This is a genomic window from Klebsiella sp. 141162 (assembly GCF_050600755.1).
Lineage (GTDB): Bacteria > Pseudomonadota > Gammaproteobacteria > Enterobacterales > Enterobacteriaceae > Klebsiella > Klebsiella aerogenes.
Genome location: NZ_JAQIRI010000002.1, coordinates 300433 through 316904, shown reverse-complemented (window position 1 = coordinate 316904; position 16472 = coordinate 300433). Strand labels below are relative to the sequence as shown.

Here is a 16472-nt window from a genome sequence, read left to right as displayed (position 1 = left end):
GACTTATCCCGGCAGGCTTCGGGTCGGGCCGAGGCAGCGTCCGTGCAAAACACGGCCCTCAGCCCGCATCCATGCGGGCTGCCCCGACCTTCCGGGAACGTCTCAGCGATTTTGAGGCCACCAACGGCGGCAGTTTCAGCAGCCATGGGGAAAGAGGTAGCCCGGATAAGGCGCAAGCCGCTATCCGGGAAGCGGGATTAGACCCGGGTACCCCACAGGTCGTATTCGTCGGCGTGCTCGACTTTCACCCGCAGTACGTCGCCCGGTTTAACGTTGGTTTCACCGTTCAGATAGACCGCGCCGTCGATTTCCGGGGCATCGGCCATGCTGCGGCCAATCGCGCCTTCTTCATCGACTTCATCGACCAGCACCATAATTTCGCGGCCCACTTTTTCCTGCAGACGCTCGGCGGAAATCTGCTGTTGCAGCTGCATAAAGCGGTTCCAGCGCTCTTCTTTCACCTCTTCCGGTACCTGATCCGCCAGTTCGTTGGCGGTGGCGCCTTCAACCGGGCTGTACTTGAAGCAGCCCACGCGATCGAGGCGAGCTTCTTTCAGGAAGTCGAGCAGCATCTGGAAATCTTCTTCCGTTTCGCCCGGGAAACCGACGATAAAGGTGGAACGCAGGGTCAGATCCGGGCAGATCTCGCGCCACTGTTTAATACGCGCCAGCTGACGATCTGCGGAACCCGGGCGCTTCATCAGTTTCAGAATGCGCGGGCTGGCGTGCTGCAGCGGAATGTCGAGATACGGCAGGATCTTGCCTTCCGCCATCAGCGGGATCACATCGTCAACGTGCGGGTACGGATAGACGTAGTGCAGACGCACCCAAATGCCGAGTTTCGCCAGCTCTTCACACAGGCTGACCATACTGGTTTTCACCGGCATGCCGTTGTGGAAACCGGTACGGTGCTTGACATCAACGCCATAGGCGGAGGTGTCCTGCGAAATGACCAGCAGCTCTTTCACCCCGGCGTCCGCCAGGCGTTTGGCTTCCGCCAGCACTTCGCCAATCGGACGGCTCACCAGATCGCCGCGCATTGACGGGATAATGCAGAAGGTGCAGCGATGGTTGCAGCCTTCCGAGATTTTCAAGTACGCGTAGTGGCGCGGCGTCAGCTTGACGCCCTGTTCCGGCACCAGGCTGAGGAACGGGTTATGCTTCGGCTTCGGCGTATAGTGGTGAACGTGCTCCAGCACCTGCTCGTAGCTATGCGGACCGGTAATTTCCAGCACCTTCGGATGCACTTCGCGGATTTGATCTTCTTTCGCGCCGAGGCAGCCGGTAACGATCACTTTGCCGTTTTCTTTTAAGGCTTCGCCGATCGCTTCAAGCGACTCCTGCACGGCGCTGTCGATAAAGCCGCAGGTGTTGACGATAACCATATCGGCGTTGTCGTAGCTGGGAACCACGTCATACCCTTCGGTACGCAGTTCGGTGAGGATACGTTCTGAGTCCACCAGGTTTTTCGGGCAGCCCAGGGAGACGAAGCCGATTTTCGGCTGGTGCGTGACATTGCTCATAGCTTAAAAAATGTTCATTTATTGGAATGGTCAGGGCAGGAATTCTACAGATCTTTGCGAAAAAGAGTATAGCCAGGGGGCGATGAATGATGAAAAAGCTTTACGGCAAAAAAACTCGGCCATGGTATTCAAAACCATTATCTCATTTACATTGACCTCACGTTTAATAACATTCTGTTAACCTTGCCGATGGCCGGAGCCAAAACTGATAAAACCCATGCGGCAAGGAGCATAACAATGACCACGAGCAGTCCGCTGGCCCTCACGACATTACCCTTTACCCATCTGGATATTCCGCCGCAGCCATCGTCAATTCAGCATTCGCTGGAAGAGGGCAACGTCCTCTATTTACCGAATCTGGATTTTTCGCTGACTGCCGAAGAGCGCGAATTACTCAATACCGATTTAGTATCGCCGAAGCGTAAGAACATTAGCTACCAGCCGCAAAAGCGTGAAATTAAAGGCGTAGCGGACGCGGCGAAAGCCCCGGCGGTACTGCAGCTGACCGAACGTTACTATCAATCCACGTTGCGCCTGATTGATGCGCTACTGCCCGGATATCGCGAAGCGCTTTATCGCCCGCAAACCAGCCTGCGGCTGCATCCGATAACCGCCTGGCGCGACACGACCTCGTGGCGTAAAGATGATACCCGCCTGCACGTCGACGCTTTCCCGTCGCGCCCGGTTTATGGCGATCGCATTCTGCGCGTATTTTGCAACATCAATCCGCACGGTGAGCCGCGTTTGTGGCGCACCGGCGAACATTTTGAAACGCTCGCTGCGCGCTTCCTGCCGACGCTGAAACCGTGGTCGCCGTTCGCCAGCTGGCTGCAGTCGGCGGTGGGGATCACCAAAAGCAAACGTAGCCATTACGATCATCTGATGCTGGCGTTGCACGACAAAATGAAAAGTACGCCGGAATATCAACAGCACGGCGTACAGCAGGCGGTAGAGTTTGCCGCGGGGAGTACCTGGATCTGCTTTTCCGATCAAACGCCGCACGCGGCGATGGGCGGCCAGTTTATGCTGGAACAGACTTTCCAACTGCCGGTGAGCGCGATGCATAATCCGCAGTATTCACCGCTGAAGGTGCTGGAAAAGTTGATGAACCAGCCGCTGGTGAGATGAGCAACGCGGCGTGGCCTCTGAAGTTGTAACATTGTAAATAATGTTAATTGCTGTGGAATTATTGACCTTGCTCATAATTCCGCGCAAAAAATGACCATACTATGATTATGGTAATGGACGACAGAGGAGGACCGTGATGAGCGTTGACAGACGTTACACTAACCTTTTGAATAAGCTGATTAATGCCAATATCGATCTGGCGGCTTATCTCCAGCTTCGTAAAGCGAAAGGCTATATGTCAGTCAGCGAAAATGACCATCTGCGTGATAACTTGTTTGAGCTATGCCATGAACTGCGCGTACACGCGCCGCGTTTGCAGCACGCCATCGCGCCGGAAGAGATGGAAGCCTTCCGCCTTGCCGGCGAGTCCGTCGCTTCGGCGGCGGTTTGCCTGATGAGCGGGCATCATGATTGCCCGGCTTATATTGCCGTTAACGTAGAGAAGCTAGAACGCTGTCTGTCGGGATTGACGATGAATATTCACATACTGAATAAATCCGCGCCAATTGCCCACGCCTGAATCCAGGGGGAGGCGACTCCCCCTGTTAAAGTTTATGTAAAAATCCCTGCCTGACCGCCCACGCTGGCTACCCTTATCAGCAATGCTGACGAAAGGAGTGCGCCATGCGCCGATATCTCAAAATAACTCTCATGACTGTGCTGCTGCCTATGGCGGCGATGGCCGCCCCGCGCGTTGAGGTGCTGCAGGATAACCTCGACCACCCCTGGTCACTGGCATTTCTGCCGGACAATGAAGGCGTGCTGATTACCCTGCGCGGCGGCGAACTTAAACGCTGGCATCTCGATAAAGGATTATCGGCGCCCATTCGCGGCGTGCCGAAGGTGTGGGCCAACGGTCAGGGCGGCCTGCTGGATGTAGTGCTGGCGCCGGACTTTGCTCAGTCGCGCCGGGTATGGCTGAGCTATGCCGAAGCGGGCGAGGACGGCAAAGCGGGTACCGCGGTGGGGTACGGCCACCTCAGCGCCGACCTGCAAAACCTGGAAGATTTTAAAACCGTTTTCCGCCAGCAGCCGAAGCTCTCCACTGGCAATCATTTTGGCGGGCGGATGGTCTTTGATGGCAAAGGGCATCTGTTTATTGGTTTAGGTGAAAACAATCAGCGCCCGACGGCGCAGGATCTCGATAAACTGCAGGGAAAAGTCGTGCGCCTGACTGACCAGGGGACAATACCCAAAGATAATCCTTTCGTCGGCCGTACTGGCATCAGACCGGAGATTTGGGCTTACGGTGTTCGCAACCCGCAGGGAATGGCGATGAATCCGTGGAGCGATACGCTGTGGCTGAACGAGCACGGCCCGCGCGGCGGCGATGAGATCAATATTCCTCAGGCCGGGAAAAACTACGGCTGGCCGCTGGCGACGCACGGCATTAACTATAGCGGCCAACCTATCCCGGAGGCTAAAGGAAAGAGTGCGCCGAATACCGAGGCGCCGTTGCATGTCTGGCCCGTTTCCCCGGCGCTGAGCGGCATGGCGTTTTACAACGCGCCGACTTTCCCGCAGTGGCGACATAAGTTGTTTATCGGCGCGCTGAAGGACGAGTCTTTGATTGTGCTCTCGGTGGACGGCAATACCCTTAGCGAGGAGACGCGGTTGTTAAAAGATCGCGGCAAACGCATTCGTGATGTGCGCGTCGGGCCCGACGGTTACCTGTACCTGTTAACCGACGAGCCTGACGGTGAACTGCTCAAGGTCAGCCCGGAGTGAGCCTTCAGGTAACCGGGATCATGACCACGTCGCGGAAGGCCTGACGCTGCTGGATTTGCTGGTACCAGCGCTGTAGATGGGGCCGCGGCTGCCAGCTGTCGACGATGGACAGCAGGTTATAAACGAACGGCGCCACCGCTACATCGCCAAGGCCGAACTCATCGCCGGAGAGCCAGGCATGCTTCGCCAGTTCATCGTCGAGCATGGCGAACAGTCCTTCGCAGGCGTTAATCCCCGCGTCGATTGCTGCCGGATCGCGCTGGGCCGGCGGCGTTCTAACCAGCCCCATTAATACCGGACGGTGCGCCGGCGACAGCGTGGCATTGGCCCAGTCCATCCATTTTTCCCCCTGCGCGCGCTGCGCAGGCGACTCTACCCACAGCCGGTTTTGCCCGTATTGAGCGGCAAGATAGCGAATAATGGCGTTGGATTCCCACAGCACCAGCCCATTGGTATCGTCTTTGAGTAGCGGCACCAGGCCGTTCGGGTTCATCGCCAGATACTCCGGGTCGTGATTGAGACCATACTCCAGCCCCGCCAGAATCTGCTGATAAGGAAGATCCAGTTCCGCCAGCACCCAGCGTACTTTCTTCACGTTGGTCGAGTTATTTCTGCCCCATAACGTAATCATATCCGCTCCTGCATGTTATTTAATCGCCGTTGCAACATGGTGAGCAATCATGTTGGAATAAAGTTAATATTAAGGCAATCACGATCAAAAAAATTGCCTTGTTTTCAGCAGGCAGCGGCGTTATTGCGTAAACTTTAAAAACTTTACCAACTCGCTGTTTCTTTAAGGTCATTTGTACGCTTTACTCACCGCCTTGTGCTGTGCGGCAAGAGTGTTGCGGCATATTTTGTTTGGAAAGGATACTTGGGTGGCTCTTATGACGCATGATGCTTTTTCCCTTCGCGGCCTCGCGGCAGGCTGCGCGCTTTTACTTCTCGTGGCCCCTGCGGTGCAGGCGGCGGATCAACTTCCGGATGCGCCATCGATTGATGCGCGAGCCTGGATCCTGATGGACTATGCCAGCGGCAAAGTATTGAGTGAAGGCAACGCCGACGAGAAACTCGACCCGGCCAGCCTGACCAAAATCATGACTAGCTACGTGGTAGGCCAGGCGCTGAAAGCAGGCAAAATCAAACTGACCGATACGGTCACCGTCGGTCGCGATGCGTGGGCCACGGGCAACCCGGCGCTGCGCGGCTCCTCGGTGATGTTCCTGAAGCCAGGCATGCAGGTATCGGTTGAAGACCTCAATAAGGGCGTGATAATCCAGTCTGGTAACGATGCCAGCATCGCCATTGCGGATTATGTCGCCGGCAGCCAGGATTCGTTTGTCAACCTGATGAACGGCTACGCGCAGAAAATCGGCCTGACTAACACCACCTTTAAAACCGTCCACGGCCTGGATGCGCCGGGGCAGTTCAGCACCGCTCGCGACATGGCGCTGCTGACCAAAGCAATGATTCATGATGTGCCGGAAGAGTACGCGGTACACAAAGAAAAAGAGTTCACCTTCAATAAAATCCGCCAGCCCAACCGCAACCGTCTGCTGTGGAGCACCAACCTCAATGCTGATGGCGTGAAAACCGGCACCACCGCCGGCGCGGGTTACAACCTGGTCTCTTCCGCAACGCAGGGCGATATGCGCCTTATCGCGGTGGTGCTGGGCACTAAAACCGACCGTATCCGCTTTAACGAGTCCGAAAAACTGCTGACCTGGGGCTTCCGTTTCTATGAAACCGTCACCCCAATCAAACCGGATGCCACCTTTATTTCCCAGCGCGTATGGTTCGGCGACAGTAATGAAGTCAAACTGGGCGCCGGCGAAGCCGGTTCGGTGACCATTCCTCGCGGACAGTTGAAAAACCTGAAAGCGAGCTACAGCCTGACGGAACCGCAGCTCACCGCGCCGCTGGCGAAAGGGCAGGTGGTGGGCACCATCGACTTTAAGCTCAATGACAAAACCATCGAACAGCGCCCGCTGATCGTTATGGAAGAAGTGAAAGAGGGCGGCTTCTTCAGCCGCATGGTCGACTTCGTGCTGATGAAACTGCACGGCTGGTTCGGCAGCTGGTTCTCTTAACAGACAGACCGCGCCCGACGGGGCGCGGTTAGTACAGCAGTGATATTTGCTTTTCTTTTGCCATCGCTAGCAGGTCGTCATCCGGACGAACGTCGCTGGCGATGACGTCAAAACGCGATAACTCCCCCATCCGCGCCGGCCGCACTTTGCCAAACTTGCTATGATCGACCACCAGCACATGGTAGCGAGCATTATTCATGGCCCAGTGTTTCACCGGCAGCTCTTCCAGGTTATAGCAGGTCGCTCCCTGCTCGCAGTCGATACCGGCGGCAGAATAGTAGGCGATATCCGGGCTGAGGTGGCTCAGGGTATCCTGCAGACTGAGCGGCAAAAAGATGGCATTGCTGGCGTGGAATTCGCCGCCGCACAGAATAGCGCGGCACAGCGGTTTTTCCTGCAGGGCGAGAAAGGTATTTAACGAGTAGCACACGCCGGTAAACGGCAGCTCGTTATCGATGGCGTCGATTATCCATGGCGTCGTGGTGCCGCAGTCAAAAAAGGCCATCTGATGCGCTTCAAGCAGCCCGGCGGCATGGCGCGCGGCGCGGCGCTTTTCATCCACCAGACGGGTTTTCTGATCGCTCAGCAGGTAGTGCGTGGCACTACGCGGTTCCAGCACGATGTAACCGCCCAACAGCACCACCGGGCCGCTGTGGCCGTTCAAATCGCGACGAATGGTCATTTCTGATACGCCAAGCAGCGAAGCTGCTTCTTTCAGGTGAAGTTTATCGCTGCGCTTGAGTGCCTGAATGAGCTGGTTAATGCGTTCGTCACGACGAGTTTCCATATACCCTCTGAGCTAAAATCGCCCTGCAAGGGCAGGGCGTCAGCTTGATTTTACCCGGCGGCGAGGGGTTCGTCACCTGTCAGACGTTAGCCGCGTACCCAGCCTTTACGAATCGGCAGCGAGAAGCAGAGACGATACAGGCGCTGCAGCCATTGGTAGAGGCCATGACCGCCGCTCTGCCACAGCAGTTGCGCGCCAAGGCAGCCGCACATGCCGGCCAGCAGCCCACCCAACATATCCAGCGGCCAGTGTACTCCCAGATAGACGCGTGACCATGCAATCGCCGAAGCGATGACCAGCAGCAGCACGCCGGACCACACGCGGTGCCAGAACAAAAACGCCAGCGCGAAGGTAAAGATGACGGTGCCGTGATCGCTTGGGAATGAATCATCCGCCGCATGATGCAGGAAATTGTAGCCGACGCCGTCAACAAACGGCCGGTCATGCGGAAACAGATGACCGATAACCCACGAAATAGACAGGCTCAGGGCCAGGGCCAGCATGACCTTGAATACCAGTTGACGCTGGTTTGGCCCCCACAGCCACAGCGCCACCACCAGCAGCGGCACAATGATAATTAAGTCTTTGGCAATAAACGTGGCGACCTCAATTGCCCACCACGAGGAGGCCGGGGTGGCGTTAATCAGGGCAAACAGCGCGTAGTTGATATTTTCCAGCATGCTTCCAGTCTCTGGTTACGATAGCAATAAGCCGCTCACCTTATTGAAAGGTAACGATGGGGTAAAGCAGCATTGTCTTAATTATCAGTTTGTTACGAAATATAGCCGTGAGATGCCCTTGCCGGTATTTCGTCATAGCAAGTATATCGGCTGTAATCTCATTGAAACATAAACGAAATATAAATATTCGTTTCATGCCGGACTGCGGGCTGGCGATATTTTTCATTGTCACTCACAATTCACTATCTCCACGGGTCGACTTTCATTAAACTTTGCGCGATTTTTTTTTAATTAAGAGATTGCATGCAGAATTATTCGCTATCAGGTAAACGCCTCGGTCGTCAGGCGTTGCTGTTCCCGCTGTGCCTTGTGTTATATGAATTCTCCACCTATATCGGCAACGATATGATCCAACCGGGTATGCTCGCGGTGGTGCAGGAGTTTCAGGTCGGCAATGAGTGGGTCCCCACCTCTATGACCGCCTATCTGGCGGGGGGGATGTTTTTGCAGTGGCTGCTGGGGCCGCTGTCGGATCGTATTGGCCGCCGCCCGGTAATGCTAACCGGGGTGGTGTGGTTTATCGTCACCTGTCTGGCGACGCTGCTGGCGCAAACCATTGAGCAATTTACCCTGCTGCGTTTCCTGCAGGGCATCAGCCTGTGCTTTATCGGCGCGGTGGGATATGCGGCTATCCAGGAGTCGTTTGAGGAGGCGGTGTGTATCAAAATCACCGCCCTGATGGCTAACGTCGCGCTGATTGCGCCGCTGCTCGGGCCGCTGGTCGGCGCCGCCTGGGTGCATATGCTGCCGTGGGAGATGATGTTCGTGCTGTTCGCCGTGCTGGCGGCCATCTCCTTTGTCGGGCTACAGCGGGCGATGCCGGAAACGGCGACGCGGATGGGGGAAAAACTGTCGGTAAAAGAGCTGGGGCGCGACTATCGTCTGGTGTTGAAAAACCTGCGCTTTGTCGCCGGGGCGCTGGCGACCGGTTTTGTTAGCCTGCCGCTGCTGGCGTGGATTGCGCAATCGCCGGTCATTATTATTAGCGGCGAGCAGGCCACCAGCTATGAGTACGGTATGCTGCAGGTGCCGATTTTCGGCGCGCTGATCGCCGGCAACCTGGTACTGGCGCGTCTGACTTCACGCCGTTCGGTACGCTCGCTGATTATTATGGGCGGCTGGCCGATAATGTTTGGCCTGCTTCTGTCGGCGGCGGCCACGGTCGTCTCGTCCCATGCTTATCTGTGGATGACCGCCGGTCTGAGCTTCTACGCTTTCGGGATTGGTCTGGCTAACGCCGGGCTGGTGCGCTTAACGCTGTTCGCCAGCGAGATGAGTAAAGGAACGGTTTCGGCGGCGATGGGCATGCTGCAGATGCTGATCTTTACCGTGGGCATTGAGCTTAGCAAGCATGCTTATGAGCTTGGCGGTAACGGCCTGTTCAGCCTGTTTAACCTGCTGGGCGGGGTGCTATGGCTGGGGCTGATTATTTACTTCCTGAAAGATAAAAGCGTCGGCAGTTCGCAGCAGGCGTGATACGTAGCAAACCCGGATGCCCAAAGGCATCCGGGGATTCATCAGGCGAACGGCGCTTCGCGATTCAATACCTTATCGATAATCTGCAATACGCCTTCTTCGTTATTATGCGGCGCATGATGGCTGGCGACGGCTTTGACCTCCGCTTTGGCATTCGCCATGGCGAAGCCAAAGCCGGCATGCTGCAACATTTCAATATCATTGCCGCTATCGCCGAAGGCCACCACTTCATGATTATCAATACCCCAGCGCTCCTGCAAAATGCGCAGGCCGTTGGCTTTATGCACGCCAGGGATGATTAAATCGATACTGCCGTAACCGGTGGCGACGGCGGTAACCATATCGCCCAGCGCCGCGTGTAGCTTCGGCTGAATTTGCGGAATCAGATGATCCGGCACGTTCAGGCCGAATTTGAGGATCGCGTCATCGAGATGGTTAAAATCATCCACCAGTTCGAGACGGTGATAGTACTTCGCCGCCACCGCTTTTAGCTCGTCGTTATAGCTATTGAGCGTATAGGCGCTGCGTTTGCCGCAGGCGATAATTTCGATATGCGGCAGCGTTTGCAGGTGGTCGACGACGGCGTTGAAATGCGTCGTCGGCAGCTGGCAGTTAAAGATATCCTCTTTACCGCTTACTACCCAACCGCCGTTTTCGGCGACGAAGGCGATTTCATCGACCAGCTCCGGGAAGAACGATATCAGCTGGTAATACTGGTTGCCGCTGGCGACCACGAAGCGAATGCCCTGTTCGCGCATGCGCTGATACTGCGCCAGAAAACGTGGGCGATTATAGGTTTTGGCATCGCTTAAAAAGGTGCCGTCCATGTCTACCGCAATCAGTTTGATGCTCATTAACTATTCTCCATCACAGGTTCGGGCTGCGGTTTAGCTACCGCGCGGGCTACCAGCGCCGCCACCATGACTAGTCCCAGTACTACCATCATGGCGCTACGCAGGCCAAAGTGTTCGCCAAGGAAGCCCAGCAGCGGCGGCCCGACGAGAAAAGCCAGATAGCCGGTAATCGCCACGACGCTTACACGTTTAGGCGCATCCGGGCCGGTATCGCTGGCGGCGGAAATGGTGAGCGGAAAACCAAGCGACGCGCCGAGCCCCCACAGCAGTACCGATACCCCGGCGACCCAGGTGCTGTCGACAAAAATAATCAGCCCGATGCCCAGCGCGCCCATTACCGCGCTGGCGCGTACCACGGCGACGCGGCTGTAGCGGTCGATAAACCAGCCGCCGGTGAAGCGGCCGAGGGTCATGCCGAGGGTGAAACCGGCGTAAATCAGCGAACCGGAAGTGGGGCTAAAGCCATGGCCGTCGACCATCAGCAGCGGCAGCCAGTCGTTGGCGGAACCTTCGGCAAAGGCCATCGCCAGCACGATTACGCCGATCAGCAATAGCTGCGCGTCGCGCCAGACCGGTAGGCCTTTGGCCTCGCTATGGGCGGATTCGGCGGCGTTTTTGCCGGTACCGTCGGGGATGGCGCGAATGGCGATAAGGATAGGGGCAATCGCTACCAGCGCGGCGATCAGAATATGCGGCGCGGCGGGCAGGCCAAAACCGGTCACCGCCATACCGATGCCGGCGCCCACCAGGGTGCCGAAGCTATAAAAACCGTGCATCATCGGCAGTACGGTTTTATTCATTTCCCGTTCAACGGCGGCGCCTTCGACGTTAATCGCCACTTCCGCCGAGCCGAAGCTGGCGCCGAAGATAGCCAGCCCGAAGGCGAACAGCGGCGCGGAGGCGAGCCACAGCGCGAGGCTTAGCACCAGCATGCCCGCCACGGCGCATAACATGGTGGTGCGGATAACTTTACGGGTACCGAAGCGCTTCACCAGCCATGCTGAACAGAGAATACCGCTCATCGAACCAATCGACAGGCCAAATAGCACCATTCCCATTTCAGCAGTGGAAAGGGTTAGTAAATCGCGAATCGCGGGCGTACGGGTGGCCCAGGAGGCCATCAATAAGCCGGGAATAAAAAAGAACATAAATAGCGCCCACAGCCGAAGCTGGAGGGCTTTGCGAGAAGTTTGCGCCGTCATCCATAAACGCCCGAGAAAGAAGAGTTGCAGACAACAGTAGCAAGGTTGTGTACATTTGTACACATTCCGCTATCGCTTGACCTGCGTAGCGCACAGAGGGGAAAAACACACCGATGACCCGCAGACCGAACGATCCGCAGCGGCGCGAGCGCATCCTGCAGGCGACGCTGGATACCATCGCCGCGCACGGAATTCATGCGGTAACGCACCGTAAAATCGCCAGCTGCGCCGGGGTACCGCTGGGCTCGCTGACCTATTATTTTAGCGGTATTGAGGCGCTGATTGAGGAAGCGTTTCGTAACTTCACCGTCGAAATGTCGGCGCAGTATCAGCAATTCTTCAACGGCGTCGGTAGCCGCGAGCAGGCCTGCGACGCTATCGCCGAGCTTATCTTCAGCGCCCAGGTGACCACCGCGCGCAATATGGAGTTAATGTACCAGCTATACGCGTTTTGCAGCAGCCGACCGGCGCTGAAAGCGGTCATGCAGAGCTGGATGCTACGCAGCCAGCAGACGCTGGAGCAGTGGTTTGAACCGGCGACGGCGCGCGGGCTGGATGCGTTTATCGAGGGGATGACGCTACACTTCGTGACCGATAGCGCGCCGCTGTCGAAAGCGGCCATTCGCCTGATGGTCGGGCGGCTGGCGGGGGAGAATAGCGCTAGCTAAGCGTCGCCCCCGCGGTGACGTTAACCACCGTGGCGGTCATCGCCGCCGCCGACGGTGAGGCGAGAAAGGTGATGACCCCGGCTATCTGCGCGAGCGTCGGCAACCGCTGTAGCATCGTGCCGTGCGCCGCACCGCCAAGCCACTGTTCAACGCTCAAGCCCAGCGCCTGCGCTTTAGGCGCAAACACCTCGGCAGTATAAGAACCCGCCAGCACCGCATCCGCTATCGCGTGTGACCGCACGCCGAGCACGCGGATATTTTTCGCCCCCAGTTCGCTGGCCAGCGCTTTGATAAAGGCTTCCATTGCGGCGCAGCCGACGATATGGCCAAGGTGTCCGGGAACGGCCATCGTCGCAGAAGGAGGAATAGTGGTAATTATGACGCCCTCGCGTTCGCCACCCATCCGCGGCGCTACAGCCTTAGCAATAGTAAATTGGGCATCAAGAAAGGGGACAAAACCCTGGCGATACTCGGCAAGGGATAATTGTGCCAGCGTTTTCCCCTGATCGTGGAGAAAGCCGGTGGCATTAACTACGATATCAATCCCGCCGGTTCTCCCGGCCAGGTTGGCCACCTGCCCGGCGGTTTGCCCGCCATCCAGCACATCCAGTTGCAGAGTCTCGACGATACCTCCAGCGGCGCGAACCTCAGCCGCTGCCTTTTCCAGCTTATCCGCCTGCCGGGCGGCCAGAAAGATCTGTGCGCCTTCTTTCGCCATGGCAAGCGCTGTCGCGCGGCCAATCGCGCCGCTGCCGCCGAAAATCAACACGGTCTTATCTTTAAGCAACATGAAGAGCGCCTTATGTGGGAGTGGATCAGCAAAGTATGGGTGAAAAAATAGACTTCGCAAGGGTGAAAAGCTGACATTTAACGATTGATTTTTTTATTAGTGGTTTATTTAACATGTTGATTTAATGGGGAAAAAATTAAATTATTACTGGATGATGAGCATGCTTTCGATTAGCCTTGGGTTACCTGATGCAGGGATAAGAGAGAGCCAATGAAACCGAAAAGATTCTCTTCAAGCTATGTTTGTAAAAAGATCTGCATTCATGCAATCAATATGTTTGAAGCTGTCGGAACGGGCAGCTTCTCTATCGCCGCTTTTGTTTGTTTTGTTGCTCTGGATGGCTGGTTATTCAAGCTGGGTGGTTTCGCCATCTGTTTTACGCTGGTGTGCTTGATAAGCTTTATCGCCGATTATTTAAGAGGGGATATTTAAGTGGCATGTTGAGGACATATCAGTTATACAACATAGGGAGAACGTATCGTACTAATGAAAAAACTGCTTGTTAAATTAATTTGGGTAGAGTTTCTTTCTTAAGAATGTTATCGCTTTCCATGAAAGCGGGTAAGGTGTTGCTAATAGTGCAAAGGCGCAGCAAACTTCAGTCACAGTAAAGTAAGCCAGCCCATTACCGGTATTATTAGTCAGCGTCGCGTAGCTGCAAAAGATAAGCAGGGCAATGATGATGATACAGGACATGTAAAAACGACGCCTCAGTTCTTCCAACAAGGCCTGCAGGCTTTGATCTTTACGTTGTGGACTCTCAAGTCCTTTACGCAGCACATTGATCTCTTTGCTGGTAAAACCGTGCTCCTGAAGTTTTTGTTCCTGCTGTACATCAATCATGTTTTACCTTCAACCGATATACCTGTTAATCGTTGCGGATAATAATATCAACAATTATCACAGGATGATAGGCTCTGCAGTTCCAGTAACAATATTACCGGAACTGGTAATATACGTCGTGCAAATGACAAATGTAACAGAGTTCTCACCCCCTAAGCTAAAGGTTGGAGTGCTATGTTAGATAGTCATAGGCTTTTTCATGCTCCCGGATAATGAATTTTTTAAGTCTGAGAGTATATATTAACGTCAATATTAAGCTGGTTATGAACCATATGCAGCCAACGGTAATGATCGAGATGAGAAAGGTGACGATAGGTTTATTGTGAGTGGTATCTTTAATGGATTTCTTTATTTTCTCTTTGTCATCTGCATTGGTGAAGGATTCACAAATAAATTTCCCTAGTTGTGGTGTTATTATTTTGTCATTTGCCAGTTGCGTGGCCTCGCCAGAGATACAGCTTTTTTCTGTGAGATGCCAGGAGGGATGGAATGCGTGTTCTGATGCTTCTGTTTCTGAGATTAAAAACCATTCATCCGTTTCTTTAAGAATTAAAGATGTCCAGCCCGGACGTATTTGTAATAGCTTGACGCCATAATATGAACTGGTTGCGAAACTGGCTAAAAGAAATAATAACACGACAGAAAACAATATCACATTTGCGCGAGTCAGTCTGGGTATCTCCTTTGTCGATATTTTAATCATGAAAAAGCGAATTCTCCATGTGCTTAATTTGGCTTTTTTATATATATCATCGATGTCATCTAAAGGTTTGTTTAAGTAATTTAAAATGGCTTTAATGATGGGCAGGGCGGCAATAATCGTCCCTATCATTTCTTTACTGAATATATTAATAAGACTTTGAGTTAACATCTGAATTCCTTATCAGTAGAAGTAAAGTATCAACACTACGTTTTTACATAGCAGGATAAGTACGTCAATTCAATAGTAGTAACTATCGGACGTTGAGGAAGCGCTTTTCTGCGAGGTGAAAGCAAGACCAGAGACTTCTGTAAGAGTGGGGCAGCTTTCACGGGAAGGTCATCGCCATTCAGGAACGAGTTGTCTGCTAAGAGGTTGATTCTAAGGAAGCTGAATTTCAGGCAACAAAAAACCCATTTATGTAAACGGGTTAGTAAAAATAATTATTTGTAATATAATCAATAAGTTAGTTTGGTGGTAAGGAGTGGCGATTACGGGGTAATGCCAACCGCTGCCGCCACTTTGTCGCCACTTGGATCATCGTGACTTACTTCAAACGCCAAGGTCCTTTCTCTTCGACTTGCTCCACAGTTCCTTCCGACTCAAGTTCGCGGAGAAGGGCTACTGCCCAGTATTGTTGCTGCGTACTTGGTGCTTTAGGGTAATCTCCCCAGTCCAGACCACAGAGGCGAAATACTTCTGCTTGCTTGACTCCCTTACCATTAATGCGTCCATCTGGGTGCTTTGCCAAAGCAGAAAGAGCCAGTTCTTTTGCTTTAGTACGAAGCTCTAACCCCTGTTTCTGTAACTCATTCATAATCAATCTCCCTGATAATCAAGACCGTCCTAATGATACTCCGTGAATGTCAGGCGCGCACGTGAGCTGCATCTAAGGATGATTGACCCATGGTTGCGAGGGAATTAAAGCGTAGGGCCGTTTCCAGGTGATCGGGCGCGAGGTGGGCATAGCGCATGGTCATTTTTATGTCGTGGTGGCCGAGGATTTTTCGGAGGGCAAGGATGTTCCCACCTGACATCATAAAGTGTGCTGCAAACGTATGGCGCAGAACTTGGGTAAGTTGACCGCGTGGGAGCACTATAGAGGTCTTATCCATTACGGATAAAAACTGGAAATAGCAGTCAGTAAAGAATTTGAAGCCGTCCAGGGAAATGATTTCTTCGTATAGATCTTTGTTGATGGAAATACTGCGGTTCTTTTTGCCTTTGGTCCTGACGAAAGTGATTCGGTACTTAGTGACCTGGGAACGCGTGAGATTCACAGCTTCGCGCCAGCGTGCTCCGGTACTCAGGCAGATTTTAACGACCAAAGCGAGTAGGGCGCTTTGGCGTTGGCAGTCGTACAGAAGTTCTGTGATCTGTTCATGCGTTAGCCAGGCCATTTCTTTTTCGGCAATAATGAACTTGCGCATGCTTTCCAGTGGGTTTGGTTCAGCCCATTCTCTAAGACGGGCCAGCTCGCTAAAAACCCCGCTCAGATAGCTTTGCTCGAGGTTAATAGTTACCGGGTTGGCTCCTTTCTTCCACTTCTCACTGAAATAGATTTCACCCGTCAGGCGTTTGTCACGATAATGCGCGAATAATTTCGAGCTGAGATCAGTAGCAAAAGGGTTTCCGAGTGCATCGACCATCAGGACCAGCTTGTCGTAAACAAGCTCGCCAGCATGTCAGGGATTTACCGTGCAGTTTGAACCAGAGTTCAACCACGTCTTTCAAAGTCCGATTCACCCAGCCAGGGCTTAGCTCCTGCCTCATCCATCGTGTGACGCTCAAAAGCCAGCGCTTCGCCTTTAGTAGCGAACTGCTTACGCACGCGACGCCCACTACGTCCGGCGGGGTAACATTCACAAATCCATTTTCCTGTGTCGAGTTTTCGTACTGCCATAAAAATACCCTCCATTTGGAGCGTATTTTTACTGTATGCA

Annotated in this window: 17 protein-coding genes and 1 pseudogene; 7 read left to right on the top strand and 11 right to left on the bottom strand. The window is 54.1% G+C overall.

Going from position 1 to position 16472, the window contains the following annotated elements; genetic code table 11:
• Positions 1-197: 197 nt before the first annotated feature.
• On the bottom strand, positions 198-1523 hold the full coding sequence (gene rimO, locus PGR23_RS09065) for a 30S ribosomal protein S12 methylthiotransferase RimO (protein ID WP_047049075.1): 1326 nt from the start codon (positions 1521-1523) through the stop codon (positions 198-200).
• A 237-nt stretch (positions 1524-1760) separates the two neighbouring features.
• On the opposite strand from rimO, the gene PGR23_RS09060 reads away from it, so the two are divergent.
• The 3 genes from PGR23_RS09060 to PGR23_RS09050 all read left to right on the top strand — a co-directional run bounded on the left by PGR23_RS09060 (position 1761) and on the right by PGR23_RS09050 (position 4379).
• The gene (locus PGR23_RS09060) at positions 1761-2651 is read left to right on the top strand and encodes a Kdo hydroxylase family protein (RefSeq protein WP_045396376.1); all 891 of its coding nucleotides are present in this window, start codon (positions 1761-1763) and stop codon (positions 2649-2651) included.
• A 136-nt stretch (positions 2652-2787) separates the two neighbouring features.
• The gene (gene bssR, locus PGR23_RS09055) at positions 2788-3171 is read left to right on the top strand and encodes a biofilm formation regulator BssR (protein ID WP_045364588.1); all 384 of its coding nucleotides are present in this window, start codon (positions 2788-2790) and stop codon (positions 3169-3171) included.
• Positions 3172-3275: 104 nt separating this feature from the next.
• Positions 3276-4379, top strand: a complete 1104-nt coding sequence (locus tag PGR23_RS09050; RefSeq protein ID WP_047078244.1) for a PQQ-dependent sugar dehydrogenase — start codon at positions 3276-3278, stop codon at positions 4377-4379.
• Positions 4380-4383: 4 nt separating this feature from the next.
• Here the strand turns inward: PGR23_RS09050 and PGR23_RS09045 are convergent, their stop codons facing one another.
• Positions 4384-5010 (bottom strand): glutathione S-transferase family protein, encoded by a 627-nt coding sequence (locus PGR23_RS09045; RefSeq protein ID WP_045396367.1) that lies wholly within the window; start codon positions 5008-5010, stop codon positions 4384-4386.
• Positions 5011-5266: 256 nt separating this feature from the next.
• Here PGR23_RS09045 and dacC point away from each other — a divergent pair, with 256 nt between their 5' ends.
• On the top strand, positions 5267-6469 hold the full coding sequence (gene dacC, locus PGR23_RS09040) for a serine-type D-Ala-D-Ala carboxypeptidase (protein ID WP_045396363.1): 1203 nt from the start codon (positions 5267-5269) through the stop codon (positions 6467-6469).
• Positions 6470-6497: 28 nt separating this feature from the next.
• Here the strand turns inward: dacC and deoR are convergent, their stop codons facing one another.
• A complete protein-coding gene (gene deoR, locus PGR23_RS09035) occupies positions 6498-7256 on the bottom strand; it encodes a DNA-binding transcriptional repressor DeoR (RefSeq protein ID WP_047064993.1) in 759 nt (252 codons plus the stop codon).
• 86 nt (positions 7257-7342) lie between these two features.
• Entirely contained in the window at positions 7343-7936 is a 594-nt protein-coding gene (gene ybjG / locus PGR23_RS09030) for an undecaprenyl-diphosphate phosphatase (protein ID WP_045396360.1), read from the bottom strand.
• A gap of 303 nt (positions 7937-8239) precedes the next feature.
• On the opposite strand from ybjG, the gene kdeA reads away from it, so the two are divergent.
• Positions 8240-9472 (top strand): multidrug efflux MFS transporter KdeA, encoded by a 1233-nt coding sequence (gene kdeA / locus PGR23_RS09025; RefSeq protein ID WP_015367543.1) that lies wholly within the window; start codon positions 8240-8242, stop codon positions 9470-9472.
• Between the two features lie 41 nt (positions 9473-9513).
• Here the strand turns inward: kdeA and PGR23_RS09020 are convergent, their stop codons facing one another.
• Together PGR23_RS09020 and PGR23_RS09015 are read right to left on the bottom strand one after the other, a co-directional pair.
• Positions 9514-10326, bottom strand: coding sequence for a Cof-type HAD-IIB family hydrolase (locus PGR23_RS09020; RefSeq protein ID WP_045396350.1), 813 nt, complete (start codon positions 10324-10326; stop codon positions 9514-9516).
• Positions 10326-11528 carry an MFS transporter gene (locus PGR23_RS09015; RefSeq protein ID WP_045396346.1) on the bottom strand — a complete coding sequence of 401 codons (1203 nt, stop codon included), beginning with the start codon at positions 11526-11528 and terminating at the stop codon, positions 10326-10328. The genes PGR23_RS09020 and PGR23_RS09015 overlap by 1 nt, the downstream gene beginning before the upstream one ends.
• Before the next feature lie 113 nt (positions 11529-11641).
• Between PGR23_RS09015 and PGR23_RS09010 the strand changes: the two genes are divergently transcribed.
• Positions 11642-12196, top strand: coding sequence for a TetR/AcrR family transcriptional regulator (locus tag PGR23_RS09010; RefSeq protein ID WP_045396344.1), 555 nt, complete (start codon positions 11642-11644; stop codon positions 12194-12196).
• On the opposite strand, the gene PGR23_RS09005 is transcribed toward PGR23_RS09010, so the two are convergent.
• Positions 12189-12986, bottom strand: coding sequence for an SDR family NAD(P)-dependent oxidoreductase (locus tag PGR23_RS09005; protein WP_396279815.1), 798 nt, complete (start codon positions 12984-12986; stop codon positions 12189-12191). The two genes, PGR23_RS09010 and PGR23_RS09005, sit on opposite strands and share 8 nt — an antisense overlap.
• Before the next feature lie 210 nt (positions 12987-13196).
• Here PGR23_RS09005 and PGR23_RS09000 point away from each other — a divergent pair, with 210 nt between their 5' ends.
• Positions 13197-13418: a hypothetical protein gene (locus tag PGR23_RS09000; protein ID WP_063415072.1), complete on the top strand. Its 222-nt coding sequence runs from the start codon at positions 13197-13199 to the stop codon at positions 13416-13418.
• Positions 13419-13493: 75 nt separating this feature from the next.
• Here the strand turns inward: PGR23_RS09000 and PGR23_RS08995 are convergent, their stop codons facing one another.
• The 4 genes and pseudogenes from PGR23_RS08995 to PGR23_RS08980 form a co-directional block, all read right to left on the bottom strand.
• Positions 13494-13829, bottom strand: coding sequence for a hypothetical protein (locus PGR23_RS08995; protein WP_396279814.1), 336 nt, complete (start codon positions 13827-13829; stop codon positions 13494-13496).
• Positions 13830-14001: 172 nt separating this feature from the next.
• Complete coding sequence (locus PGR23_RS08990; protein ID WP_213292671.1) at positions 14002-14700, bottom strand: DUF6216 family protein; 699 nt, start codon at positions 14698-14700, stop codon at positions 14002-14004.
• A gap of 376 nt (positions 14701-15076) precedes the next feature.
• A complete protein-coding gene (locus tag PGR23_RS08985; RefSeq protein ID WP_396279813.1) occupies positions 15077-15346 on the bottom strand; it encodes a hypothetical protein in 270 nt (89 codons plus the stop codon).
• A 49-nt stretch (positions 15347-15395) separates the two neighbouring features.
• Positions 15396-16432, bottom strand: a pseudogene (locus PGR23_RS08980) (phage integrase).
• Positions 16433-16472: the final 40 nt, after the last annotated feature.